The organism is Streptococcus sp. 27098_8_99, assembly GCF_041431935.1.
Taxonomy (GTDB): domain Bacteria; phylum Bacillota; class Bacilli; order Lactobacillales; family Streptococcaceae; genus Streptococcus; species Streptococcus parasanguinis_D.
Genome location: NZ_JAPVYQ010000006.1, coordinates 12703 through 37478, shown reverse-complemented (window position 1 = coordinate 37478; position 24776 = coordinate 12703). Strand labels below are relative to the sequence as shown.

Below are 24776 nucleotides of genomic sequence, written 5' to 3'. Positions count from 1 at the left end.
TCCTTTCTAGTGTTCATAGTGTTTATTGGCTTTGAGAAGTCGTAACATGGCTTTTCCTCGATCAGTGATCTCTCCGCTATTCTGAATCATTTTCATGTATTCTGTTTGGAGGATCTTGTCTGCTTCAGTGACTAGTGCAAGGGAGTTCGCAACTTGATAGGTTAGCCAGCGAATCGTTCTCTCAATACTGTAAGGCTGTGGGTTGGTTGAGAGCTTTAAGGGTTCGACACCTCCAAAGAGCTGTTGCCATTTCTCATCAGGTTTATAGGCTCCAAAGCGAGTAACTCCATCATAGACTTGGATTTCTTTGTTTATGATGCCTCGTGCGATTTCTCCGAGATCTACACCGTTGATATATTCCTCCACAATGCCTTGAGCTTTCTGATCTGAAAATCGCAATTCATAGCGATTCCAGATACCAAAAATCTCCAAGGATTCGTCCAAGGAGATGTTTTCCATTCGAGCAATTTCATAGCGCTTTTCATAAAAGTTGAAGTAGAGTTGACTTTGACGGCTCCCAAAATAAATGGACAAGCCGTGATTCGCTTCCATGTCTTCATTATCTGTGAAAGATCCACCACCCGTGATATTCCATTTCTTGATCGTATCTAGAACAATCTCTTTGGAATAGAGTTTATCAATCAATTTGGGAATCTGAATTTGTTCGTCCTCGTGACCATAACCCTTATATAGTTCGTCTAGAGCGATATCGAGTCGCTTCACCCGAACGTCTTCATAGGAATAAAGAATGTTTTGAAGAAAGATCTGCCAAGTGATCCCCTTGTCTTCTAGAAGCAATTCCAGCTCACGGCATCCTTGACCAGATAGTTGAAGACAAGTTTGGTAGTCATTGGTCACAGACTTATCAAAGAAATCAAAAATCCAGATGTTTCCTCGTTGCCACAAGTGGGTATAGTTCATAATACGGGTTTCTTGGTCTGTAAATTCACTTAGGTGGCAGTGAAGAAAGTTTTCACAGAAAGCATCTAAATCCTTCAATCTAGGAAAGGTCAATCGTAGATAGTCGATTTGAGCCCGAAGACTGTTTTTATCGCACTCTTGGTAATAACCAAGTTTTTCTTTAAGTTCTCTAAACTTATCAATCGTCAGTCCTCTTTCGCCTGTTTCATAAGAGCGATAGGTTCTTGTAGGGAGATCAACAACTTGTGCAAATGCTTTTTGACTAAGTCCGGTTTGTTTTCTGAAATTCTTAATATGAAAAGGACTAATTTTGTCCATTCATCGCAACACCTCTTTCTAACAAAGTGACACACTTTTTTGACGAAAGTGACACACTTCATAAAAATTGAAAACCCAACTCCCATAAGGAATGAGGAGGGGTGGACTTGGCGTTTTTGCCAAATGTAACCCCCCTATTAGAAAACGGGGGTTGAAGTTTCATCATGGCCTAGAAACTTCGGGCTACGGTCTGCGCCTGACCTGCGGTCAGGCTTGCCCTTGCCCTTGTCCTAGCCCATGATGAACAATCGTCGCTTCAACTGCTTTTGGATAAGACCTGCGTCCGCCCTCTTCAAATTGAGCGAGGATTTCAAGAAGAAGTTTTTCTTGAAAAGGATCCACTAGAATAGCGGATACAGTCCGTTCAAAGATGATCCCTTGTTCTGTTAAGAGATAGATAATCTTGCGTAAGGTTGGCATTTTAAGATTTTGTTCATCCGCAAATTCCTTGAGTGGTCTTTTGTTTGGTTCGTTTTCTATAGTCTCCTCTTCCTCTATAGGATCAATTGTTTCAACTGTTGGTTTATATTCTTCAAATACTGAGAATTCTTCTCCTTCAAACTCCATGATGGGAATTTTAGAGTAGGCATCGTAGAAGGAAAAACCTTGATCAAGCGGAACATAAGGAGAGAAAAACTCACCAGCCAGCTCGCCATTATTTGCGATATAGCCCCGTCCTTTGACCTTTACTCCATTGATTTCATCTAGCTTTTTGAACTCTTTGGTTTTATTAGCATCTCCAAACATCATGTCATATCCTGTTGATTCTAAATGACCGACGGAGAGACGCTTCATAAAGTTATCCCGAAGAGCAGTTTTAATAAATTCACCGTCGGGCCGTTGCATAGCAAAGATGATAAAGACTCCAGCTTGACGACCTTCTAGAACTAACTGGGAGAGGTATTCCATTAGTTCTGACTGTTGGCTATAGTCACGATCGATCTTTGCCATAAGCGCTGCCCACTCGTCTACTAGAATGAATTTTGGTTTCATGTCATAATGAGTAAAGTTCTTTCCAGCTTGGAATTTTGGCGAAGTAGACATCCGTTCATAGCGTTTTTCCATGAACTCTACACTCTCTTTAAAACAGTTAATGATATCTTCCTTACTAGTATATACCCGACCATGAAAGACTGGAATTTTCTTTAATCCAGCCAGGTCAGAATTCTTTGGATCACAGATATCGACAAAGCCGACTTTAGCTAGTGCATAGATTATGGTCATGAGAACAACGGTTTTTCCTCCACCAGTTCCACCACCGATGAGAAGATGAGGTTCTTCAATATAATCCCAAGATACATCTTTCATGAGCTGGAGTTTTGATCCCTTGACTTTTACTTCATCGATGGTGATTCGACTATCAATCCGATTAATAGCAATTTCATACTTGATAAAGCGATTATCAAAGGTTTTATTACGAAAGTCACCATTAAACATGACTTCAAGAGTAGCTCCAAGGTTCAAAAAGCGATCTTGAAATTTATTACCTTCTAGAATGAAACTCAGTTCAATCTTATAGCGAGACTGTTTGATATACACTTGAGGTAAGGTGATTTTTTCAATGATCTTATTTTCACATCTAACCTTTTTAACGAGATAGAGGTTATTCTCTAACAAAAAGCGAGAAAGAATTCGAAGACTGTTTAGCTTTTGAAAAAAGAGCATCTTCCTGTAACAAATCCGATTAATAAACCAAGAGAAGATTAAAGAAAAGAGAAGTCCAGCTCCTAGAAAATATCCTTGAGGTAAGGGATGAGCTTTTAATTCTTCTAGATGTAAGTAGCTATAGTAACTAATAGCCAACAAAAAAGGAAACCACCAGATAAACCATGTGATTCCCTTTAGTTTACGATGAAAAGCGTGAACTCTTTTCCCTCGATAGGTAAAGAGTTTCATAGTGCATCACCTCCTAGTTTTCCTTCTTATTTTCTACTGGTTTGTTTTCTTTGGTTGGTGCGCCTCCAGTTTTTTTCTTGATTTTAGAAGCAAAGAGCTTATAGATATCATTGCGATTGACATGGGTATGCGTGATAACAATATCTTCTAGTTCAACTTCTTCTCGGTATTTAATACCTAGATCTTCAATTTCAGACTCAGACATATCTGCGATGGTGAAAAAGAGTGTTTCGTGCTGGACAGAAGAATGAATCCCTACGACAATTCCACGAATTTCTCCAGTATTGACCTGAACAAATGATCCATCAGGATTTCGTTGCGAGCGATCCACTTCAAAGATGATATCAGGGCCTTCAATGCCACGGAAAGTCAGTTTTCCAAGGACAGCTGGTACATCTAACCCATCTGTAATGACACGATAAGTTTTGTCAGCAATTTGTAGTTTTTCTCCGTAGTTTAATCCAATTTTAGCCATGTGATTTTCTCCTTTTATTTCTTATTTTTTGATTACCAATTTTTCCGCAAAGACATTGAGATAAGGTGCAACATTATTGCCGTTTAGAGCAGTGTCTGGGAAAAAGATTGGGTTAACAGTTTCTACTAGAGCATCTTCTGGAAAGACTGTTGTAGAGGCTGGTGTAATGACATGAAAGGCTCCGTGCTCTGCGCTGTTTAGAATGTGGCGTTGATATTTACCTTCTTTTCCAAAAATAAATTTAGGAGCATTTCCTAAACGTTCATAGTAAGCAGGGCCAATAAATTCTGGTTTCATTTTAAGTGTTTCTGAGATCATAAGATTTTCCTTTCTGAGTGTAAAATAAAAAGAGTTAAGCTAGTTGCTTCACTCTTGAGTAATAGTGTGTAAAAAGTTTGCGTTTAAACATACGACTATAGAATTGAATATCCCCATGAGCATAGCCATTTCTACGAGCATCATCTGCGAGATGGTCTAAATCAATTTGAGCTTGAGCATAAAGTTTAGCCTGAAGTTTATCAGATTCACTAAACATGCCATAGGTAAATTCGTAATTATCATAGAGTCGTTTACATTGTAGTGCGAAAAAAGTTTGTCATATCATTCTCCTTTATTGTAATAAGTAAAAAAGCTACTAAGTGAAAAAAGGAAAGAACTTAGTAGCTTGAGAGTAGGTCTATCTTAGTAGATAGACAGCAGTAAAGAAAAGTTATTTGGTTGGAAAGATCCCTCTTTCCACGGTGGCAACGTTTAGCAAGGTGCTTTGCGTTAATTACCATCGCTTTCCCAGCCAATCTCTTTAGGTAGTCATGATCATACCCAAGGGATTCTCTTACGCCCTTTGGCGAAGCCAGTTCACTTTACTATTCGGAAAAGTGCGAAAGTCCGAAATGCGTGGAAGCCCACAGGATTGAATCCTGTTTTTATCTTCACTTCAACCATAAAACGGACTTGACTTTTGGTATCAAATAAATTACAATAAAGGTACGAAGTTTAGTGTAGTTTGATAGTCAGTCCTCTGGTTGTCAGACGCACTTTTTATTTAATTGTCAAAGATCGTGATTTAGCCTTGAAGATAAGGTTATTATTTTCAATTGCCATACAACTATCAGTTGTTAGTTATATTATACAACCGATAGTTGTAAATGTCAACGGTTTTTTGAAAAAATTTAAAAATATTTTTTAAGGGGAACGATAATGGATCTTGCGGAACACCTTAAGACCTTGAGGAAACAGGCTAAAATGACCCAAGCCCAAGTCGCAAAAGCTATCGAAATTTCGCAACAAGGATACGCTTATTGGGAACAAGGAAAAAAACGGCCAAGTTATGACAATCTCGTGAAGATTGCCAAACTCTTTAATGTATCTGTCAATACATTGATATCAAATGAAACCAATGATGATATTGATTTGTCAGAAGTAGAATTGCTCTTCAGAACCACATCAGACGGTATGAGTAATGAAGAAAAAGAAGTCTTTAAACAAGAGCTGCTTCAGTTTATGAAGGAGCGGAAGAAACTTTTTGATGAGGAGAAATAATGGATTTTAATAATGGAATCTTATATGTATTCATTGCTCTATTTACATTTTTAATTGAAAGTGCAGTGAAAACATTAACAGATACAGCTGACAGTAGTGAAATATTCAAAAAAAGAATGAAAAAATATAGTATTGCTAGTCTTGCGTTTGTCTCTCTTTATATTATTCTTTATTATTTCGCTACCAAAACAAGAAAATTCAATTTTACAAAAGAAGATGGAATAATGCTTTTAGTAGTATTCTGCGTTTCTATTCTTTATTTTTATTTAAATGCGTCCATTTCTACACTGGTAAAAAAATGGTTGACTAAAAAAAATTGGGGCCAAAAATTGTGGCTTGTAATGTTATGTTTTAATATCGTAATCTTGTCACTTATATACTGTTTTGCTAAATTCCAGTTGACTGGCCAAAACTATATCAATAAAGATACTATGGCTGTAATTTATTCCAAAAACAAAGATACAAACTACAAGGTTATTATTCCCAAAGATACATTATTTACCACGGATTATCCTAAAGAAAATAAGTCTGATGATACAAATGAGTTATTTCAAATATTTGATTTTCAAGTGAATAACTCAGAATATAAAATTACAAAGGGCACCACTATAAAGCTGTTACAGGGGACAGATCTATATTATAATAATGAAACTTCCTTAAAGTTGATAAGTAATGACAAGTTATCAGAAAGTGATTTTTATACAAATGATAACTCAGTTGCTAAATTAAATAGTGAACAAGAAGTCGAATTATCTGAGGACTCTACTGTCCTACTTAAACAGCAGAACTCCTACATCACAATTTCAATAATTGCTTTGTATGTACAAATTTTATCCTTGATTATCTATTACCCTCTTAAAAATCAGTATAATTTATAGTTACTTAATTTTCAGTGGACAATCGTCCACTTTTTCTATATAATTATTGTTAGTTTATAAAACAACAAAACTTCGAGGAGGTATTATGGATACACGATACAGCCAAATTAAGGAAGTTGCAAATCGTTATATTTACAAGTATATCAAGGAGAATGACTCTTCTCTTTTGGGGTATGACTTTGAAGGATTTTTCAACCATATTGTTGAGAGTCACAATATCAAGGTAATGGAGCATCATTTTTCCAGTAGAAAGATTGAGGGGTTGACTTTAATTGATGAGAGTGGTGTTTCTTTCTCCTATGAAAAGGAAAATCCACAAGTAAAACAGAACTTTACAAAGTGCCATGAGTTAGGGCATTTTCTGCTAAAGCATACTGGCTCTTTCTTTACAGAGCTAAAAGATGATTCTTGCTCTATCTTTGAAAGTGAAGCAAATCTTTTTTCTGCATTTGTGCTTATGCCAAGCATTGTTTTGCTCTCAAAGATATTTTATAGGCATGATAGTTTCTCACGAGTGATGAAGGATTTGAAGGTTTCAGCTGAAGCCTTGGTCTATCGCTTGAGAGACTTATTCAGTCACGAAACTACTCATTCGTTAGATGAGGTTAATCATGCAATTCAAGACTATAAAAATGGTCAACTAGATAGAATTATGGATATGTTTAGCTTGTTGAAGTCCTCTATTATCGCAGAGTACCAGCAAGTCATGATAGATATGCTGGCTAAGATCTATCATTTGCTGACCAGAGACAGCTATCTGTCAGACCGACAAATCTATGAATTGAAGGATAAAGAGTTTAGACAGACTTTGGAAGCTGAAAAATCAGATATTTCTTGTGGTCAACTTTTTGATTATGGTAAAGTTATTTACTTTGCCTGGAAAAAGGATAGGTTAACAGAGAGACAAGCTGTTAGTAACGCCAAAACACAGTTATTATTAGAAAGGGCATGAGATGTTCAATGGTACAAAATTAAAACAAAAACGTGAAGAGTTGGGGATGAAACAAAGCGAGATTGCACGGCTTCTTGATATTAACCGCTCTTCTTATTTCTCTTGGGAAAATGGCAGAGCAGTCCCCAACAAAGCCAACTTGAAAAAGATTTCTGAGATTTTAGGTGTGATAGAAGAGTTCTTCTATGAGGAAGAAATTGCTACACTTTATAAGCAACTGAATCCTACTAATCAGACCAAGGCTATGAACTATGTTAAAGATTTAGTAGATAAGCAATCTAATATTATTGCTATGCCTACCGTCCCTTATCGTGTCTATGAAAGCCTGTCGGCTGGTATCGGTTCATCAGTTTATAACGATCAAAACTATGATACTGTCTATTTTAATGAAGAACTAGCCCACGATTTCGCCTCATGGATTTCTGGTGACTCAATGGAGCCCAAATATCAAAATGGCTCTGTGGCTCTCATTCGTGAGACAGGATTTGATTATGATGGAGCAGTTTATGCCGTAGTCTGCAATAGCCAGACCTACATTAAACGAGTTTTCCGTGAAGAGCATGGTTTAAGGTTAGTTTCTCTCAATCCTAAATACGAAGATATTTTTTTATCGTATGATGAAGACCCTAGAATTGTGGGGATTATTGTTGGTAATTTTGTACCAATGAAACTCTAACAACATTTTATTTACGTTGATTTTCTATTTCGGATGATTATGTAACAAAGAATATAGAAATCTTTTACTTTGTAACCCTATGCACCAACTCCTTGAACATTTAGATAAATTACAAATGTTACAAAAATGTTTCAAAAACACTTGACTTTCTATAACATTGTAATATAATAGCTAATATAAATTTAGGTGAGGTATCATAATCATGAAAAAATAGACAAGTTTAGCACTTTTAGGCTTAACTTCTGCAACTCTACTAGTAGCTTGTGGTTCTAAAAAAGAGGAGAACAGTTCTTCTATAAAAGAAACACAGACTTCTATGAAATCTGGTCAGAATAAAACAAATCAGTCTTCTAAAAAGAAAAATACAAAAGAAACTGAATCTAGTTCAGAAGAAACAACACAATCAAGTCAAACAAGTCAAACAACCACAGCGTCTAATACAACAAGTGGTGACAAAGCTACAGATTCATCTCAAATGGTTCCTGCAGAGCTGGTAGGGACTTGGACAGGTACAACTGAAATTGCGAAAGATGTCCAAATGACAGTGGCTGCGGACGGAACGGTCACTACGACAGCAAACTTTTATCAAGCAGATGTGAACCCAATTCGTACAGCAACGACTAGAGCAAAAGCTGTTCAAGCTTCTGGTAATATCTATTACTGGGATACGGATGAACCAGGGGCTTTTGAGGCACTCCTTCCTGGTATTGCGGGACTTGGGGGAGCCAATGCCAAGGTAAAAGCCGGTTTTATTTTAGAAGAGGGCCATTATACACCAATTGTATTTGTAACAGGTCTCAATGAAGAGTTTGATTACAGCAAATACAATGATTTCCGTGTCTCACTCACAAAATAAAGACATATTCAACGCCCTTAAAATTGATAACACCCCAAAAGTTAGATTTTCCTATCTATCTTTCAGGGTGTTTTCTTATAGCCAAATTGGGAAAGAAATCAAAACTTCATCGCTCTATTTCTACTTATTATATTGTTGAAGTGCTTTATTATATGCTTTACTGCCTTTTTGGTAATATTCATGTTCTATTCCAGATATATCGACTGTAATGGTGCCATCCTTAACTTTATATTTTACTGTTGAATCAGTTCTACCTTCTCCTGATAAAAGGAAGGTGTTACTTTCTTGATCAATTGTAAAACTATCAGGCTTCTCTAATCTATAAGATAGAGCGATCTGTGATCAAAAAAAGTTTTGTGACTAGTCAAGAGTATCCTGAACTTTTAAACCAAGAGAATTGGAAAACAATTAAGACTTGCTGTGACAATCTAAAAGTATGGCTCATCTATGATAAAGGAAAATCTATAGCTTATGTTTGGGATAAAAATAAGCTAACAGACAAAGAGGCAAAACAAAAAGCTGAATTGAAGTTACTATTAATGTGAGGAAAACGATGTATCAACCAGAAAAACTAAAAGCTCGTAGAAAAGAGCTAAAAAAGACTCAAAAAGATATTGCTGATCAGTTGGGAGTCAGCTATCAAGCCTATTCCGCATGGGAACGTGGAGTAAAACAACCATCTAGAGAAAAAGTGCAACAACTAGAGCAGATTCTAAATGTACCAAAAGGTTTTTTTACAGAGATCGAAATCGTCCGACTATATAATACTTTATCAGATGAAGGTAAGAATAATGCACTTAATTATGTCAGAAACCTAGTTCAAAAAGAAGCTTATAAGAACGTTGTTTCAATATCAGCAAAACTATACGAATATCATGTTTACGAAAAAATGTCTGCTGGTATCGGTTCAACGGTTTATAATGATCAGGATTATAATACTGTTTATTTTGATAAAGAACTAGCTCAAAAAAATGAAGCACCTATTCCAAACCTATTGGCTCGAGAATTTGACCAAGAAAAGCCACTTGAAGCAATTGTAACAGATTTGACCTACGTCCGTGTTGGAAATCGTTGGGCTTATGTTTGTTTGATCATTGATCTCTTTAACCGCGAAATTATTGGACTGTCAGTTGGGTGGCACAAGACTGCAGAGCTCGTCAAACAAGCCAATCAAAGCATTCCTTACGCGCTTACCAATGTCAAGCTGTTCCATTCTGACCGTGGTAAGGAGTTTGATAACCAGCTGATTGATGAGATGCGGCATCGCTCGGTCTCTAAGTCAAGCAGCTTGTCCCTATGACAACGCCGTGTCTGAAAGTACTTACCGTGCCTTCAAACTCGAGTTTGTCAACCAAGAAACCTTCCATTCGCTGAAAGAACTAACCTTTAAAACAAAGGACTACGTTTACTGGTGGAATCATCACCGCATTCACAGCAGTCTGAACTACCAAACCCCAATCGCTAAGCGAATCAGCGCTTTAAAAAAACACTTTATAAATTTTGTATAGAAAAGTGTTGCCTTTTCATATCTCATTTTTTTACTTAAAGCCTTGACAGACTTGACAAATGGTAGAAAAGAGCCTAAAAAGGCAGAGTCCTGATAAGTTCTACCTTAAATTTCGTTATGAAACAAGTTTATTTCTTTCTAACGTCCTCAAGAACCTCATCGCCTTTCAACTCAAAGACTCTGTGATTCTATTATTTGTAAAACTTCTTTCATATTTTCAACTTTCCATTGCGCTTTGTCATTAAAAAATGGTAATCGGCTATCATAATAACCAATAGTTGCAATTCCTGCGCTAGTTGAAGATTCAATTCCAGAGTATGAATCTTCAATTGCAATACATTGTTCTGCTTGCAATTCTAACTTATGTAGCGTTGTTAAATAGATAGACGGATTTGGCTTACTTTCTACAAAATTCTCTCCGCTAACGATGACATCAAAATATTTTTTTATGTCACACCTTTCTAAAACTTCATTAATATGCTCATATTTTGATGATGATGCTACAGCTAATTTGATTCCGTTTTTCAATGCATAGTCAATAATTTTTAGAATTTCTTTTCTAAAAAGTAAAGAATAATCAATTTTTTCATATCTCTCATCACTAAAAGAAGCATATTCTTTTTCTATAGTTTTTATATCATATTGTTTCCCAATAAATTGCTGTAAAAGCCTATAAAGATTAAAATATGATTTACCAACTAATACCAATAGCTCAGAATCTTCGTAACTAGATTTTGGATTAAGGTGTTTGATAAAATCTTTCTGTATTAGAAAATCTTGGTACTCTGTATCAACTATAACTCCATCCATATCGAAGATTATACCTTTCAAATTCATAAATCCTCCTTTACAATCAAAATCTATCATATATAATACCCGTGTTGCTAGTTGATAAAAAATCCTAAATTATAGACCAAAATAGCCCGTTCGATCTCTAATTGCAAACCTGCTAAAGAGCGAGCAAGCGGATGTTCAATGTTAAACAATGCATTTAGGACAGAGATCCGAGTTTCGATGGTCCTTCGGATTGTCAGGATAGCAGGATTGTTGTGCTCAGCTGCTCCTTTCATATTTTTACAAATCGGCGTCAAAAAGTCTATTCCCTTGGCTTCCAATCGTTTTTTCAGTTCCTTACCCAAGTAGTCCAAATCCGCTAAAACAGGAGTATAGGGGATGGCATCCAGCAACTCTTCTGCCACCTGAATATCATGGACCGAGACAGGCGTAACCAAGTAATCCAAAATATAGCCCGACTCTGTCACCGCCAGATGAATTTTAAAACCATAGAACCACATGTTTTTGGAAGCGCAGTAGCCGATGTTGGCCACCTCATTCAAGACCTTGGCCTGATGATTTCTAACCGGCTGACACAAGAGGACTGGAAAGCTGTCGATAATGACTAATTCATCAAAATCCAGCTGATTGAAATAGAGGCAAATCAGCTGAAGCAGGGGCATCAGATAATGAACACGGCGATAGAAGCGGCTTCTCTCCAATCCCTGAATCCGAAGAAATTTCGGATAAATTGATAAAACTTTCGCTGTGACTTCATCCCAATTTCTGCCTGAAATTGCATCAAGGTTAAAACAGAAACATTCGAAACCTTGCATTGCTCTACATTCTTGCGGTGGATCAACTCATCAGGAGCGACTTTTTGATATAAGTCACGGCAGACTTTACGAAGCTGCGGCATACTGAGTTGAAGGTGATGGCGATTCGGTGTATAATGGAAAATGTCCATTTGGTTTACCTCCCTGCTATTTTTCTTCACTTGCAGTGTACACCAAATGGGCTTTTTTGTTAAGTCAAATCAACTATCAGCAGGAGTATATAATATCTAATGGATTCTTAGATATTATATCAGGAGAAATAGTAAATTTTCTTGTTTTATACCAATTGACACCAACAGCTAGTACATTTGCTTTTTTGGCTGAGATAATATCTGCATCTGAATCACCAAAGAATATCGCATCTGAGGGAGTTGCATTATAATGGTCAAGTATCTTCAAAATTCCTTCACTATCAGGTTTAGAATTAGCAACATCATCATCAGATACAATGTAATTAAAATATTTTTCTAATTCTAATTTCTTCATACTTATTTGTATACTTTTTCGCCCCTTACCAGTAAAAACAGCAAGTCTTTTTCCTTTGTAATTTAATTTTTTTAATAGCAAAGTAATATTTTCAAATACTTTATTTTGAACAATAAAATGATCGTGTAAATTTTCATAAAGAATGTAAAATAATTCGACTGCTTCATCAGCATATTTTTCTTCTACATGGCTCCTTATAATATCTTCCTCACTACCTCCAAATAATGATTCAATATCCGAATCACTCATTTTGATATTTTTATATTTTTCAAACACTATCCTGAAGCAACTAAAACAAAGAGGGAGTGATTCAATAATAGTATTATCAAAATCAAAAATAAATATTTCTTTTTTGTCAATCATCTTAGTCCTCTATAATAGTTTATATAATCAAGATATTCTTGTTCAATGTTATAAGGAAGGGAGTTATAATTGAAATAACTTAACTCCAGCGTTTCTTCTGAACTTACATTCAATTCTCCCGTATAATTAATCGCTTTGTATAGAGAGGTAACTACATAGATTTCATCTTTGTTTTGCAGAACAAAATGATAATCCTGCCCTGAAAAAGTATGAATTAACTTCAATTCTTCAATTGTTAATCCGGTCTCCTCAAATACTTCCCTAATTGCCGTTTGTTCAAGTGTCTCTCCTACTTCCAATAATCCACCTGGCAATCCCCATGTTCCTGAAGACCGTTTTTGAAGCAACACTTGATCTAGTTCATTTTCAATAATAACATTTGAACCTACTAGAATAAGTAAGTCATTACCTATCTTTTTTCGAATTGTTGACACGTAATTTTCTGTTGGTGTGTTAAGCATCTTGTATCACCCGTTTCTTTATCTCTTCAGCATTGATATGAATGTTTCTTAAAATATTAACTATCATTTCGATATCTGCATACGTTAGAAATGGATGCATAGGTAAACAAATTATATTTTTGGAAATATTTTCAGTATTTTCTAAAACAAGATCATTGTATTCAGAATAACAATCCATTTTATGTATAGGAGGAGAAAAATAATTTCTTGTTGGAATACCCTCTCTATTCAAACTCTGAACAACTGTATCTCTATCTAACCCAAATGACCTTGCATGCACTACTATGCATAAATCTTTATATGTACTAATTTGGTTATCCGGTATTTTTTGCAACGATACTCCTTCAATTTCAGATAATAACTGTCTATAATAATTGCCAATCTTTTTACGCTCCGATAGATTTTTGTCAATTATACTCAATGACATTAGACCAGTTATAGCTGCCAACTCACTAAGTCTAGCATTAACACCAATCTCAGTACAATTATAATCTCCCGGATTTCCATATTCTCTTAAAAGTCTAATTTTGCTATCAATTTCTTTATTTTTACTTACGACAATTCCCCCTTCACCTGTAACTAGAGTTTTTGTAGGAGAGGTACTATATACTGAGATATCACCAAAGTTTCCCAAATGTGTTTTGTCAATGGTACTACCAAATGCGTGAGCAGCATCATAGATAAGTTTAAGATTATGGGTTTTAGATACCCTTTCTAATTCATATACTTCTGCTCCAACTCCGAATATGTGCACAGCAATAATTGCTTTTGTTTTAGGAGTGATATATTTTTCAATGTTATTTGTTTCGATTGTAAATGTTTCAGAGTTGCAATCTACAAAAACAGGAATAGCTCCAACCTTTTTAATTGCATGAACAGTTGCACAAAATGTAAAACTAGGGACAAGGACTTCATCACCACTTTTTATTCCCAATGCTTCTAATGCTAAAATTAATCCTATAGTCCCAGAAGAGACAGCAGTTACATAGGGAGCTCCTAAATAACTGCTCACCTCAGACTCATACTTTTCTAAAAATCTCCCTTTTGAGAGCATCCCAGTTTTAAAAACTTCGTTAAAGTATGACTCATATTTTGATTCTGAATAAGTAGGAAACATAGGTTTTATAAATTTTAATTGACTTGAAAACGCTGGTTTCCCACCTAATATTGCTAATTGTTTCATATTCTAACTCCTTAATTCAAATATTCCTTAGTAGCAACTTTTACGTTGCTATATATATCGCAGAATGGATTATTAATTAACCCTGATTTCATGCTATTTGCAATTTCTTCTACTCCAACTTCAATAGACTTCTGTGATGAAAAACCCAACTGCTCTATTTTATCAAAAGAAACACTATAGCTTCGATTATCTTCCTTTAAACCATCTAAGTTAACTTTAGTATTTCCAGTAGCTTTTGAAATTATGCTAGCTACTTCAGTAAGATTATAATTTTCAGAATTATTACCAACATTAAATACTTCTATACCGTTATCTGTATATTTATTTTTACATCTTTCTTCAAAAAGCAAATTGATAGCTCTGGCCACATCTCCACAATGAATAAATGGTCTCTCTTGCTGACCGCCGTAAACATTTATAACTCCGTTATTTAATGCAGAGGCAGTCATTACATTTACAGCTAAGTCAAATCGCATCCTCCTCGATAAACCAAAAACGGTACAAAATCGCAATATGATAATATTCAACTTATCCTTATAATTTAATAAATCTTTCTCTGAAAGTAGCTTTAGCTCTGCATAATAATCAACAGGATTGGGAATACTATGTTCATCAAACTTATCTTTACCAAAACCATAGACACTACAGCTTGAGGCAAAAATAAAATTTTTCACCCCCTTTTTGACTGCACATTCTACTAGATTTCTTGTTCCACGAACGTTAATATCGTAAGCGATATCTTTGTCAACAACACATGAAGGCTCTCCAACTAGACTTGCCAAATGAATAATTGTATCAATTTGATTTAGGGATTTCAAAATGTCCTCTTTGATTCGAATGTCCCCCTTAACTAATTTAAAACGTTCTGAATATAAAAACTCAGATAGTGAATCAAAACCAAATATACCGCTGTCTAAAACAACAACCTTATTTTCTTGATTATTTAGCAATTCTTCAACTAATCTTGAACCAATATAGCCACAACCGCCTGTCACCAAAATATTACTCATGAATCATTCTCCTTTTTCCATATTGTCTTGTTAATATAACAATCATTCCGAAAGCAACATCATAAGAAACCAAAACTTCATCGCTCTATTTCTACTTATTATATTGTTGAAGTGCTTTATTATATGCTTTACTGCCTTTTTGGTAATATTCATGTTCTATTCCAGATATATCGACTGTAATGGTGCCATCCTTAACTTTATATTTTACTGTTGAATCACTTCTACCTTCTCCTGATAAAAGGAAGGTGTTACTTTCTTGATCAATTGTAAAACTATCAGCTTCTCCGTGTTTTATTGAACCTCTATTCCCTTTTATAGTAAATGCCAATTCATTTCTTTCACTTGATATCCAATAGTATTCGCCATCCAGAGATTGTTGCTTATTTTTAGTGCAAGCAATTAGCGTAATTATTGATAATGACAACAATAATATGCTAACAAATTTTCTCATGTTTCTCGCCTCCTTTTATAATATTACTATACCAAAATAATGTTACAAAACTGTATCAATGTCTGTTATAATGGAAATTTCAAATAATGTCCATTATAACAGACATTAGTAAATTTTAGAAAAAGATCTATATTTGGCTATAGTTTTACTAAATCTCTACGACTATAGATTAAAAATGTATACACTTCTATACAAATAATAGAAAAGGACTCAGCCCTGTGCAATACAGAACTAAATCCTTTGCTTAAATTAATTGTCTAACTTTTTGGGGTCAGTACAATCTGGTTGCTAGGGCTTTATTATGCTATATCTTACTAGGGATGATGATCTTTTTCAGGATTGCTCATAATCTTTGTAAATATTTCTTTATATTTATATTTCAGATATTTTTCGTGTAGAATGAACAAAGCTACGTAAACAATCATAAAAACAATAGATAAATACAGTATATCAAATGTACTATGTCCAAAATAAGTTGCGGACTCATAAGATCCAATAGCTCCTAAAACCAACCAAGGAATATACTTGTAATACTTAGTTACCATAACACAGTCCCCCCTTTAATTAAACTAATGAGAATATCTAAAACTAAAAGTCATACCTGTACTTGTAGGATTATAAGGATCTAAGGTTATCAAAAGATCAATTCCCCAACCTCTTGCAGCAGCATATTCATATGATTCAGCGTTTACGATATAGAGTTTTTCAATTAAAGAGCCATATCTTGGAATTAATTTTACTAAACTACCAATTGTTCGAAATTGTCGTGCACATTCTTTAACTTCCGAAGGACTTAAATGTCTATAAACATTAGTTACGAGAGCTCGAAACATAGATCTTGACTGTTCTTCATTAATTTCTTTTTGTACTTGTGTAATGATTTCCTTAGATATTGTTTCTTTTTCATAGTTTGACAGAGACGTTCTGTCTAATAATTCTTGTAATGTATATTGCTTACCTTCTTCTAATCTTAATTTGGAGATTTCTTGTTGCAAAATCTCAATCGGAGGAGCTGACTGTTCTTCAGACAGTACAGTACTTAAGGGAGAGAACGAAGAAAAAATTAACAATAAGGTACAACTACCTTTAATAATTATTTTATGATATTTCATAATATCACCTTCTTTTTGTTTTTTTACTTAATAATATGCTTCTATAAAAATAGGCAATTTCTCGAAGTGCTATATTCTTAAACTAACTTCTACCGCCAATAAACGTGGAAGTCAATTTGTCAAAACAATGCTATTAAAAAATAAAAGGGAAAACTTTTTGTTAAATAAGGTTATCATTACTATTAACCACATATAGTTTTTAGCCAACCAACTATATGTGGTCTAAGTAATGGGATTAAGAATAGACCTAAAATAAATATTAGAAACATTTTTTTGAAGCTTCTTTTGTTCATCTATGGACAGATTCCCGAAAAGTATATTTCTAATTTTTCTAAGTACGTCTAGACGTTTTAAAACTCATGTTGTGATTGAATTACGTTCAATACTTCTTGCATACTTCCAGCCTTCCAATTTGCCTTAGCATTAAATAAAGGCAATGGGTAATCGTAATATCCAATAGTATCAATACCAGCACTAGTTGATACCTGTATCCCTGAGTACGAATCTTCAATAGCAATTGTCATCCGAAACAATATAATCAAAATAATTCTTCAAATCCAGTTTTTCAAGACTTATTTCTATACTTTTTCTTCCTTTCTCTGTGAAAATCGCAAATTTTTCCCACTTTTTCTCAATGATTTCAATACTGAAACAACATCTTTCCAGAACTTCAATAATTTCTTTTTATGTTAATTCATTATTTAACTAAATCTTTGGAGGTAATACGTTTTCAAAGCTACTTTTTTACCATAGATTTTGAGCCTTCAACACATATTACTAAGCCAAAAATGCTCTAAATTTTTGAAATTCTAACAAATTACACCCTTGTACATTAGAATCACTTCTTTCTAATTAAAAATTAGATAAAACAGAAATACCATATAGTTAATTAGTATTTTCATCATTTAATCAACTAATCAGCCTTCCCAACATCAAGACCATTGGACTCCTTTTGTGATTGCACTCGAATCTCCAATTGTTTATTCTTCTGAATAAACTGTTGGTAAGGAATTGTATTACTAAACATAAAAACACCTAGTAATGCAAATGTAACTAATTTTTTAATTCCACGTTTTTTTCTCATGCAATGAAACCCCTTTCTTTTTCCTTATTTTTATTCTAACACATATATATTATTTATGCAATTATTTTTATTGCGCTTTGAACTTTTTTTTTATTACCATAAAGAATTATTTATTCCTTTAACTTGCTATTTTGAACTAAAAATTTTATAATGAAATTAAGCAAATAGGAAGGTTTATTATCTTTAATGAATACACTCGCAGAGAAATTCAGATTAAAAAGAAAAGAGCTAGGACTCTCCCAACAAACTCTTGCAGAAGGAATTTGTGAACAAAGCCAGATTAGTAAAATTGAGAGAGGGCATTTCATTCCCTCCGCAGACCTTTTGTTCAAACTCTCACAACGACTTGAAGTACCATTAGATTATTTTTTTAATGAACAAATTGAAATTAAATCTAACCTCTCTAATTTCAAGCAATTATCTGCTCGACTATTAGATGACAGAAATTATGAAGATTTGGAATATATTTATAGAATAGAGATCGAACGAAGTACTTTTCTAACACTAGAAGACCGAACTTACCTTGAATGGATTAAAGCTATTATTGACTTCTATCAATATGACAGTAAGTGTGAGGCTATTTCTTCATTGGAAAATATATTATTAAAAGTCTCCTCAAATACTCTGATTTATTTAAAGGTATTGAATACTCTATCTAACTTCTATTCCTTAGTGGGTCGTGAACAAGAATATGAGGCAAACTACTCTCATTTAATGGAGTTATATCAGACAAAAAATTTTGAGCATCAAGAGTTTTTATTTGGCTACATCAGAGTTCGTTATAACTACGCTCACTACCTAGTGTCAAAGGAAAAATATAACGAAGCTATCCAAGAAGCTCTTGAGACGATTGAACTCTGTAAACAAAGACAGACAAGCTACCAACTGGCTCCCCTACTTATTCTTGTAGGAAATGCTGGAGCCAAATTTCTAGACAAAGAACAAGTCAAAAATTATTATATAGAAGCAAGAGAGTTATGTAAGATTTATAACAATCCTTTAATGTTGATGAAGATAGAAAATTATTTGAAGGAATTAGATACTGTATAGTTAATCTTGACATTATAGTTTTTCTGAAACGTTAAATAACCTGTAAGGCTGATAGTGATATTAATACTATCAGCCTTATAATTTTTTCATGGTATCTCAAATAACTATACTGATTTTGTTTCCCGTTCTAATTTGGTAACATTTTGATTTCTTGTATTATCAAGTATATTGATAAAATTCTCTAATCTCCTAACCTTATATTCGTAATCATCTATCCATTTAGTCATAAATCTTTGATTTTCTTAGGAATGATATTAGGATAGCAAGGATAATTTAGAAAAATTATCACATAAATTGATATAATACTTAGTATAGAACAACTTATTAAGAGGTTAATTATGTCTAAATCATCTAAACAAATCGAAGAAGACGCTATTGACTATTTAAAACTGGCACTAAAAAAATCTAAACATATTCATAGAGAAATTTCTGAAGGTGATAGAGAGCCTATATGGGATGGTCATATTTATTTTTACAAAAATACAGTGAAAAAAAATATTGACTTAGTAGAGAGAATACCAGTTCAAGTAAAAGGTAAAGACGATCACTATAATAAAAATAAAGGATACTCTATAAAAAGAAATAATTTAGAACACTATCTAAATGAAGGAGGCGTACTTTATTTTGTGGTTTACTTAAAAGATGAAACACCAACTGTCACTTATGCCTCATTAACACCAAAGGTAATTAAGAAAATTCTACATGGCAAAAATAACAAAAAGACAAATACAATCAATATTTCCGTTACTATGAAACCTCTACCTGATAATGAAGTAGAATTAAATCTAGTCTTTCAAAATTTTATTCAAAAGCGGAAATATCAAAAAGGTTTTGCCCACGTTGAATTACGAAGCCAAGAATCCCTATTTAATAGTTCTGAGTATTTGGATGGAGAGTTCCAAATCAAATTCATCGGTAAAGAATATCTAGATATTCTTGAGTATGCAAAATCTGGTGAACTAGATCTTTATTACAAACCCAAAGGAGCAACAATAGCTGAGCCTCTACTAGATGACATATTTGATCTACAATTATTTAAAGAAAATGAGATGCACGTTCAAATCCAGGGAAACGAAAAAGTATATCAAACAATTTTTAAATACAAGACTAAGAATGATTATACTATTGATTTTGGGAATGGTTGTTCAATTAAAGTACAAGAGAAACCTGAAAATGTATCCCTAACTCTAAATTATTCCATTTCAAATATTCTTTCAAAAAGAATTGATGGGTTGGAATTTATTTTAGAAATTCAAAAAAATAAAGGAATTATCTTAAATAATCACAAACTAGCAATTAGCGATAAGAATCTGTCTAAAATTGATTTTAATTTTTTAAAGAATAATTTAGATGCACATATCCGTTTAGAAAAGATACTGGATAAGCTTAAAATTTCTAAGGACGTCGATTTCACGAATTGGTCACAACAAGATTCTAGAATAGTTGATTTATTGTATAAGGGCATTATAAATGAAGAGTTAATTACATTAGATCGTAATGATTATCATACAATCCAAGTCATTACATTTGCAAATATACATGTATTATTATTATTAATACCAGAAAATTCAGATACACCAGATTATCGATTATATAATTTCAGTAATTATGATATGATTTTAGTTGACGAAAATAATCACCAATTTTCAAAATATGAGGCTGTTGATTTAAAACAGCTATTGCTTATAGACAATTTTGATATTTCTGATTACCTTTCATCATATTCATCAAATAAAATTCCAATTGAAAATATAGATCTTGGATTATTAAAACTGATAAACTATAGTGATAATAAATGTGATCAAAATGTTTTACAATCTTGTTTTGAATTTGCAAAAAAACTTGTAGATATGGACAATTCTGAATTTAATAAACTCAATTTACTACAAATTAAAAAACGTTTAAACACATTAACAACTGAAGATAATAGCTATCTTTTGTCTTTAATGAATCACAATTCAGTTGAAATTCGATACGCTACAGCTTGTATATTAGGATATAAAGAACAAGCAAATTATTTATTTGAAAATGAGTTTTCCAAAAATCAGAGGGAACGCTTTATTGAATATCCGATTTATCGCCTTCTAAACTTTTCGTAATAACACAATCATCTTATTTAAAAAGAGGCACTTAGGCCTCTTTTTCTCTCCTTCAAACACTCTGTCACTGTCCATTTACTGTCCAATATAGTGTAATACATCTAAAAATTGTTAATTATATCGAAGACTAAATACTTTAAAATCAATATTTCTATGTATAACAAGACTTAAAGAATCTTAAATCAAGTCTTGCATATTCATCATAGCAATTACATTCCTTCCAACTTCTGAAATTTACAGTTCATTATACCATTTTTTAAACGCTTGGAAAAGCTTTGGTGAGGGAACTCTGACATCATGCCTGCTGTTTCAGGCAATTTCATGAAGAAAGAAAAGAGTTTTGAAATCTGTGGGCCTCTTCTTCCTTTAAAAGCCAGAATGTCCTTTCAAATACTCCTCTTCTTCCTTGGTCGAAGGCCGTCCTAAGATGGCATTCCGATGTGGATAACGCCCAAATTGTTGAAGAATGTCCATGTGCATCTTCTCATACTTCAAACGCTTTTCTAAGCCCGGTTGATCAAATAGGCGCAGGGCTTCTTCATGAATGACTAAGGACTCAGAATGCATAAAAGGCATGTAGAAAAATCCTCTTTGTACAACTGGTAGATCCAAGGCTTGCTCTAAGCCTTCTTGGGCCAAGACCAAGGCCAGGGAATCTGTCGCAAAAGCTTGGGCAGTCCCTCGAAAAATATTGCGAGGAATTTGGTCCAAGAGCAAAATCTCTGCTAAACGCCCTTCTGCCGTAGCCCGCCAGTGAAACAATTCCCCACGACTGGCCTTCCAATAAAGTTCCTCAAAGCGCTCCCGCATTTCTTGATCCAGTGCTTCTGATTTTTTGAACCAATCCTCTGGCTTCAACTCTTCGAACCAGAACCTTATCACTTCCTTCATTGCTTAACCTGCCATAATTTTTTCTTTTGTTTTTTCATCCAATGCATCATTCATCCGGCCGTACTTATATCCAGCCAAATCCAAGGCTACATAGGTAAATCCGATTTTTTTCATGTAGTCATTGATCTTGTCATGCAGTTGGATGGCTTTAAGCAGATGGTCTTCTTCCACTTCGATGCGCGCCAAGTCTCCATGCACACGCACACGGACTTGCTCAAAGCCAAGTCCTACAAGGAACTCTTCCCCTTCAAAAACCCGTTGTACATTTTCTGAAGTGATTTTCACTCCGTATGGGAAGCGTGAGGCAACGCTACAAGATGGCACCTTATTCCAATTGGAGACCCCTCTTTCCTTGGCCAATTGACGAATTTCTGTCTTATAGAGGCCGGCTTCTTGCAAGACACTGCGGACACCCGCTTCGTCCCGAGCCTTGATACCAGGGCGAAAATCGTCGATATCATCCATAATATTGCCGTCTACCAATTGCTTAAAGCCCAGTTCTGTAACTGAATCCTTAATAGTTTGGTACATCAATTGTTTGGTGTAATACCAAATATTGGGCGTATTGGCAGCAATCCGTGGATCACTCAATTCTCTCATTTCCAGTCCAAGCACAGGTGCTCCTAGCTGATCGGCCAAGTCGAGCGCTAGATCGAATTCTTCATTTGAAAACATCTCAGAGTTCACGACGGCCGCAATAACATTGTCAGGTCCCAAGGTATCCAAGGCCACCTTCAAGAGATAAGAGCTGTCAATCCCACCTGAATAGGTAACGGCTACCTTTCCGATTTTTCGTAAAATATCTTGTAATTTTTCTTCTTTTTCTTTTCTGATTTGTGCTTCTGTTGCCATCTTAGAATAGCTCCCTTCCGATAAATTCTTCAATCCGTTCATTATCCAAAATCACGATCTTTTGCTGTCGAATATCCAAAACACCTTCTCGTTTTAATTCATTGAGAATGCGATTGACACTGTTTCGCGTCGAAATCCCACAAAAACCGGCAATATCTTCATTGGTAATGTTGAAATCAATCAAGAAGCCGTCTTCTTGCTCCACACCAAACAAACTGCTTAGTTTTTGCAAATGAAAACAAACCGCCCCTTTTTTACCATTCATCATCATATACTGCTGAGACTCCATACTTTCAGACAGTTTATTACGATAATAGTCCCTCACATAGTCCTGCAGCTCTTTATGCTCTTTGACAAAATTCCAAAACTTGACCCGAGGAATACGATAAAAACTTGCTTCTTCTGTCTCCACTCGCACATTGAAAGGTGAGTCTGTATAGTTGGACACCTCATCACGAATCAAAGAGACAATGTCAATGGCTTTTAGATAGGAAAAGTTAAACTCACGCCCATCACGCATGATGACACTTGTCTTGACCACACCTTCTTTCAAGATGTAGATGTAATCCTCTTTGATCCCACGATAGGAGAGGTAACTATGGTATTTTTTCTTGACGATCGGCGTTCGCCTCTCTTCCAAAAATTTCACTAAAAATTCTGAATTCACGACGGTTTTTCCTCCCCATCTGCTCTTTCTTGAAGTCACACTAATGATACACCTGTTCTTAATTAGTATAGTTAACATTTGTTGACATCAATTGGTGCACACCTCTTTTTAAAAAGAATTATACTATAAGTATCAGTATTAATAAAGGAGATCGCAAATAATGGTAGAAATTAAATTACCGTACGACAAAAAATCGATTGTTGCAAAGATTCCAGATGAAAACTTTGCAGGATTGTTAGAGTCTAAGGCGGAAAACTTCCATAACCCACTGTCTGAAGAAGAAACTGTTGAACGTTCAATGGACAACCCTATCGGCAGCCCTACTTTGGAAGAACTTGCTAAAGGCAAAAAAGACATCGTGTTGATCAGTTCTGACCACACTCGTCCCGTTCCTTCTCACATCATCACTCCAATCATTTTGCGTCGTATTCGCTCGGTTAACCCTGATGCACGCGTGCGTATCTTGGTTGCTACTGGTTTCCACCGTCCTTCAACTCGTGAAGAATTGATCAATAAATACGGCCAAGAAATCGTTGACAATGAAGAAATCGTTATGCACATTTCAACAAACGACGATGACATGGTTAAAATCGGTCAACTTCCTTCAGGTGGGGATTGTATCATCAACAAGATTGCTGCTGAAGCTGACTTGTTGCTAGCAGAAGGATTCATCGAATCTCACTTCTTTGCTGGATTCTCAGGTGGACGTAAATCAGTCCTTCCAGGTATTGCTTCATACAAGACTATCATGGCGAACCACTCAGGTGACTTCATCAACTCTGATAAAGCACGTACTGGTAACCTTGACCACAATCCAATCCATGAAGATATGCTTTACGCTGCTCGTACTGCAAAATTGGCCTTCATCGTCAATGTTGTATTGGACGGCGAAAAACACATCATCGGATCTTTCGCTGGGGACATGGTTGAAGCCCACAAAGTTGGTTGTGAATTTGTTGCAGACTTGGCACACGTATCTAAGATCGAAAGCGACATTACTATTTCAACAAACGGTGGTTTCCCACTTGACCAAAACATCTACCAAGCCGTTAAAGGGATGACAGCTGCTGAAGCTTCAAACAAAGAAGGCGGAACCATCATCATGGTTGCTGGATGTGCGGATGGTCACGGTGGAGAAGGATTCTATCGTAACCTTGCTGACGTCAAAGATCCAAAAGATTTCTTGGAACAAGCTATCAATACACCTCGTTTGGAAACTGTTCCAGACCAATGGACTTCTCAAATCTTGGCTCGTATTTTGGTACACCACCATGTTATCTTTGTATCTGACCTTGTCGATCCTGCTTTGATCACAGGTATGCACATGGAACTTGCAACTTCATTTGACGAAGCGCTTGAAAAAGCCTTTGCTCGTGAAGGAAAAGATGCGAAAGTAACAGTTATCCGCGACGGACTTTCTGTCGTTGTTGAATAGAATC

General features: G+C 34.9%; 24 protein-coding genes and 4 pseudogenes. 11 read left to right on the top strand and 17 right to left on the bottom strand.

Annotation, left to right across the window (positions count from 1 at the left end; all coding sequences use genetic code 11):
• Window positions 1-6: 6 nt before the first annotated feature.
• The 4 genes from O3605_RS04865 to O3605_RS04850 all read right to left on the bottom strand — a co-directional run bounded on the left by O3605_RS04865 (window position 7) and on the right by O3605_RS04850 (window position 3928).
• On the bottom strand, window positions 7-1239 hold the full coding sequence (locus tag O3605_RS04865; protein ID WP_247926140.1) for a replication initiation factor domain-containing protein: 1233 nt from the start codon (window positions 1237-1239) through the stop codon (window positions 7-9).
• A 207-nt stretch (window positions 1240-1446) separates the two neighbouring features.
• Complete coding sequence (locus O3605_RS04860) at window positions 1447-3135, bottom strand: FtsK/SpoIIIE domain-containing protein (RefSeq protein ID WP_371585350.1); 1689 nt, start codon at window positions 3133-3135, stop codon at window positions 1447-1449.
• Window positions 3136-3148: 13 nt separating this feature from the next.
• A complete protein-coding gene (locus O3605_RS04855) occupies window positions 3149-3610 on the bottom strand; it encodes a hypothetical protein (protein ID WP_014713934.1) in 462 nt (153 codons plus the stop codon).
• 21 nt (window positions 3611-3631) lie between these two features.
• A complete protein-coding gene (locus tag O3605_RS04850; protein WP_201088150.1) occupies window positions 3632-3928 on the bottom strand; it encodes a cytoplasmic protein in 297 nt (98 codons plus the stop codon).
• Between the two features lie 879 nt (window positions 3929-4807).
• Between O3605_RS04850 and O3605_RS04845 the strand changes: the two genes are divergently transcribed.
• The 8 genes and pseudogenes from O3605_RS04845 to O3605_RS04810 form a co-directional block, all read left to right on the top strand.
• Window positions 4808-5149 carry a helix-turn-helix domain-containing protein gene (locus tag O3605_RS04845; RefSeq protein ID WP_061454872.1) on the top strand — a complete coding sequence of 114 codons (342 nt, stop codon included), beginning with the start codon at window positions 4808-4810 and terminating at the stop codon, window positions 5147-5149.
• Window positions 5149-6027, top strand: a complete 879-nt coding sequence (locus O3605_RS04840; protein ID WP_061454871.1) for a hypothetical protein — start codon at window positions 5149-5151, stop codon at window positions 6025-6027. The genes O3605_RS04845 and O3605_RS04840 overlap by 1 nt, the downstream gene beginning before the upstream one ends.
• Window positions 6028-6112: 85 nt before the next feature.
• On the top strand, window positions 6113-6979 hold the full coding sequence (locus O3605_RS04835) for an ImmA/IrrE family metallo-endopeptidase (protein WP_371585347.1): 867 nt from the start codon (window positions 6113-6115) through the stop codon (window positions 6977-6979).
• Window position 6980: 1 nt separating this feature from the next.
• On the top strand, window positions 6981-7655 hold the full coding sequence (locus tag O3605_RS04830) for a LexA family transcriptional regulator (protein WP_371585345.1): 675 nt from the start codon (window positions 6981-6983) through the stop codon (window positions 7653-7655).
• 316 nt (window positions 7656-7971) lie between these two features.
• Window positions 7972-8511, top strand: coding sequence for a hypothetical protein (locus O3605_RS04825; protein ID WP_371585343.1), 540 nt, complete (start codon window positions 7972-7974; stop codon window positions 8509-8511).
• 299 nt (window positions 8512-8810) lie between these two features.
• Window positions 8811-9056 (top strand): annotated as a pseudogene (locus O3605_RS04820) (ImmA/IrrE family metallo-endopeptidase); the annotation flags it as partial.
• An 8-nt stretch (window positions 9057-9064) separates the two neighbouring features.
• Window positions 9065-9226: pseudogene (locus tag O3605_RS04815) on the top strand (helix-turn-helix transcriptional regulator); the annotation flags it as partial.
• 249 nt (window positions 9227-9475) lie between these two features.
• Window positions 9476-10019: pseudogene (locus O3605_RS04810) on the top strand (integrase core domain-containing protein); the annotation flags it as partial.
• Between the two features lie 170 nt (window positions 10020-10189).
• Here the strand turns inward: O3605_RS04810 and O3605_RS04805 are convergent.
• The 10 genes and pseudogenes from O3605_RS04805 to O3605_RS04755 form a co-directional block, all read right to left on the bottom strand.
• A complete protein-coding gene (locus tag O3605_RS04805; RefSeq protein WP_003005418.1) occupies window positions 10190-10855 on the bottom strand; it encodes an HAD family hydrolase in 666 nt (221 codons plus the stop codon).
• A 47-nt stretch (window positions 10856-10902) separates the two neighbouring features.
• Window positions 10903-11759, bottom strand: a pseudogene (locus tag O3605_RS04800) (IS982 family transposase).
• Between the two features lie 76 nt (window positions 11760-11835).
• The gene (locus tag O3605_RS04795) at window positions 11836-12477 is read right to left on the bottom strand and encodes an HAD family hydrolase (protein ID WP_003005641.1); all 642 of its coding nucleotides are present in this window, start codon (window positions 12475-12477) and stop codon (window positions 11836-11838) included.
• Window positions 12474-12938: an NUDIX hydrolase gene (locus tag O3605_RS04790; protein WP_049514452.1), complete on the bottom strand. Its 465-nt coding sequence runs from the start codon at window positions 12936-12938 to the stop codon at window positions 12474-12476. The genes O3605_RS04795 and O3605_RS04790 overlap by 4 nt, the downstream gene beginning before the upstream one ends.
• Window positions 12931-14121, bottom strand: coding sequence for a DegT/DnrJ/EryC1/StrS family aminotransferase (locus O3605_RS04785; RefSeq protein ID WP_371585342.1), 1191 nt, complete (start codon window positions 14119-14121; stop codon window positions 12931-12933). Before O3605_RS04785 ends, O3605_RS04790 begins: the two co-directional genes overlap by 8 nt.
• Before the next feature lie 11 nt (window positions 14122-14132).
• Complete coding sequence (locus O3605_RS04780; RefSeq protein ID WP_003005029.1) at window positions 14133-15131, bottom strand: NAD-dependent epimerase/dehydratase family protein; 999 nt, start codon at window positions 15129-15131, stop codon at window positions 14133-14135.
• A gap of 91 nt (window positions 15132-15222) precedes the next feature.
• Window positions 15223-15582, bottom strand: a complete 360-nt coding sequence (locus tag O3605_RS04775; protein WP_037615877.1) for a hypothetical protein — start codon at window positions 15580-15582, stop codon at window positions 15223-15225.
• A gap of 314 nt (window positions 15583-15896) precedes the next feature.
• On the bottom strand, window positions 15897-16127 hold the full coding sequence (locus O3605_RS04765; protein WP_070594655.1) for a hypothetical protein: 231 nt from the start codon (window positions 16125-16127) through the stop codon (window positions 15897-15899).
• A 24-nt stretch (window positions 16128-16151) separates the two neighbouring features.
• Window positions 16152-16694, bottom strand: coding sequence for a hypothetical protein (locus tag O3605_RS04760; protein WP_371585341.1), 543 nt, complete (start codon window positions 16692-16694; stop codon window positions 16152-16154).
• Window positions 16695-17607: 913 nt separating this feature from the next.
• Window positions 17608-17778 carry a PhrA family quorum-sensing system peptide gene (locus O3605_RS04755; protein ID WP_001227861.1) on the bottom strand — a complete coding sequence of 57 codons (171 nt, stop codon included), beginning with the start codon at window positions 17776-17778 and terminating at the stop codon, window positions 17608-17610.
• Window positions 17779-17964: 186 nt separating this feature from the next.
• Here O3605_RS04755 and O3605_RS04750 point away from each other — a divergent pair, with 186 nt between their 5' ends.
• Complete coding sequence (locus O3605_RS04750) at window positions 17965-18828, top strand: helix-turn-helix domain-containing protein (RefSeq protein WP_254743080.1); 864 nt, start codon at window positions 17965-17967, stop codon at window positions 18826-18828.
• A gap of 338 nt (window positions 18829-19166) precedes the next feature.
• Window positions 19167-20927: a DUF4365 domain-containing protein gene (locus O3605_RS04745; RefSeq protein ID WP_371585340.1), complete on the top strand. Its 1761-nt coding sequence runs from the start codon at window positions 19167-19169 to the stop codon at window positions 20925-20927.
• Between the two features lie 366 nt (window positions 20928-21293).
• Here the strand turns inward: O3605_RS04745 and O3605_RS04740 are convergent, their stop codons facing one another.
• Genes O3605_RS04740 through O3605_RS04730 form a run of 3 tightly spaced genes read right to left on the bottom strand, consistent with a single transcriptional unit; the run spans window position 21294 to window position 23337 of the window.
• Window positions 21294-21818 (bottom strand): DUF924 family protein, encoded by a 525-nt coding sequence (locus tag O3605_RS04740; RefSeq protein ID WP_070507038.1) that lies wholly within the window; start codon window positions 21816-21818, stop codon window positions 21294-21296.
• A 3-nt stretch (window positions 21819-21821) separates the two neighbouring features.
• Entirely contained in the window at window positions 21822-22670 is an 849-nt protein-coding gene (gene larE / locus O3605_RS04735; RefSeq protein WP_023919180.1) for an ATP-dependent sacrificial sulfur transferase LarE, read from the bottom strand.
• A 1-nt stretch (window position 22671) separates the two neighbouring features.
• Window positions 22672-23337 (bottom strand): Crp/Fnr family transcriptional regulator, encoded by a 666-nt coding sequence (locus tag O3605_RS04730; RefSeq protein ID WP_021153951.1) that lies wholly within the window; start codon window positions 23335-23337, stop codon window positions 22672-22674.
• 160 nt (window positions 23338-23497) lie between these two features.
• Between O3605_RS04730 and larA the strand changes: the two genes are divergently transcribed.
• Window positions 23498-24772, top strand: coding sequence for a nickel-dependent lactate racemase (gene larA, locus O3605_RS04725; protein ID WP_371585339.1), 1275 nt, complete (start codon window positions 23498-23500; stop codon window positions 24770-24772).
• Window positions 24773-24776: the final 4 nt, after the last annotated feature.

Excerpts from the sequence above, each read along its gene's own strand:
- O3605_RS04865 (WP_247926140.1), bottom strand. The coding sequence starts at position 1,239 with ATGGACAAAATTAGTCCTTTTCATATTAAGAATTTCAGAAAACAAACC.
- O3605_RS04860 (WP_371585350.1), bottom strand. The coding sequence starts at position 3,135 with ATGAAACTCTTTACCTATCGAGGGAAAAGAGTTCACGCTTTTCATCGT.
- O3605_RS04855 (WP_014713934.1), bottom strand. The coding sequence starts at position 3,610 with ATGGCTAAAATTGGATTAAACTACGGAGAAAAACTACAAATTGCTGAC.
- O3605_RS04850 (WP_201088150.1), bottom strand. The coding sequence starts at position 3,928 with ATGATCTCAGAAACACTTAAAATGAAACCAGAATTTATTGGCCCTGCT.
- O3605_RS04845 (WP_061454872.1), top strand. The coding sequence starts at position 4,808 with ATGGATCTTGCGGAACACCTTAAGACCTTGAGGAAACAGGCTAAAATG.
- O3605_RS04840 (WP_061454871.1), top strand. The coding sequence starts at position 5,149 with ATGGATTTTAATAATGGAATCTTATATGTATTCATTGCTCTATTTACA.
- O3605_RS04835 (WP_371585347.1), top strand. The coding sequence starts at position 6,113 with ATGGATACACGATACAGCCAAATTAAGGAAGTTGCAAATCGTTATATT.
- O3605_RS04830 (WP_371585345.1), top strand. The coding sequence starts at position 6,981 with ATGTTCAATGGTACAAAATTAAAACAAAAACGTGAAGAGTTGGGGATG.
- O3605_RS04825 (WP_371585343.1), top strand. The coding sequence starts at position 7,972 with ATGAAATCTGGTCAGAATAAAACAAATCAGTCTTCTAAAAAGAAAAAT.
- O3605_RS04805 (WP_003005418.1), bottom strand. The coding sequence starts at position 10,855 with ATGAATTTGAAAGGTATAATCTTCGATATGGATGGAGTTATAGTTGAT.
- O3605_RS04795 (WP_003005641.1), bottom strand. The coding sequence starts at position 12,477 with ATGATTGACAAAAAAGAAATATTTATTTTTGATTTTGATAATACTATT.
- O3605_RS04790 (WP_049514452.1), bottom strand. The coding sequence starts at position 12,938 with ATGCTTAACACACCAACAGAAAATTACGTGTCAACAATTCGAAAAAAG.
- O3605_RS04785 (WP_371585342.1), bottom strand. The coding sequence starts at position 14,121 with ATGAAACAATTAGCAATATTAGGTGGGAAACCAGCGTTTTCAAGTCAA.
- O3605_RS04780 (WP_003005029.1), bottom strand. The coding sequence starts at position 15,131 with ATGAGTAATATTTTGGTGACAGGCGGTTGTGGCTATATTGGTTCAAGA.
- O3605_RS04775 (WP_037615877.1), bottom strand. The coding sequence starts at position 15,582 with ATGAGAAAATTTGTTAGCATATTATTGTTGTCATTATCAATAATTACG.
- O3605_RS04765 (WP_070594655.1), bottom strand. The coding sequence starts at position 16,127 with ATGGTAACTAAGTATTACAAGTATATTCCTTGGTTGGTTTTAGGAGCT.
- O3605_RS04760 (WP_371585341.1), bottom strand. The coding sequence starts at position 16,694 with ATGAAATATCATAAAATAATTATTAAAGGTAGTTGTACCTTATTGTTA.
- O3605_RS04755 (WP_001227861.1), bottom strand. The coding sequence starts at position 17,778 with ATGAGAAAAAAACGTGGAATTAAAAAATTAGTTACATTTGCATTACTA.
- O3605_RS04750 (WP_254743080.1), top strand. The coding sequence starts at position 17,965 with ATGAATACACTCGCAGAGAAATTCAGATTAAAAAGAAAAGAGCTAGGA.
- O3605_RS04745 (WP_371585340.1), top strand. The coding sequence starts at position 19,167 with ATGTCTAAATCATCTAAACAAATCGAAGAAGACGCTATTGACTATTTA.
- O3605_RS04740 (WP_070507038.1), bottom strand. The coding sequence starts at position 21,818 with ATGAAGGAAGTGATAAGGTTCTGGTTCGAAGAGTTGAAGCCAGAGGAT.
- larE (WP_023919180.1), bottom strand. The coding sequence starts at position 22,670 with ATGGCAACAGAAGCACAAATCAGAAAAGAAAAAGAAGAAAAATTACAA.
- larA (WP_371585339.1), top strand. The coding sequence starts at position 23,498 with ATGGTAGAAATTAAATTACCGTACGACAAAAAATCGATTGTTGCAAAG.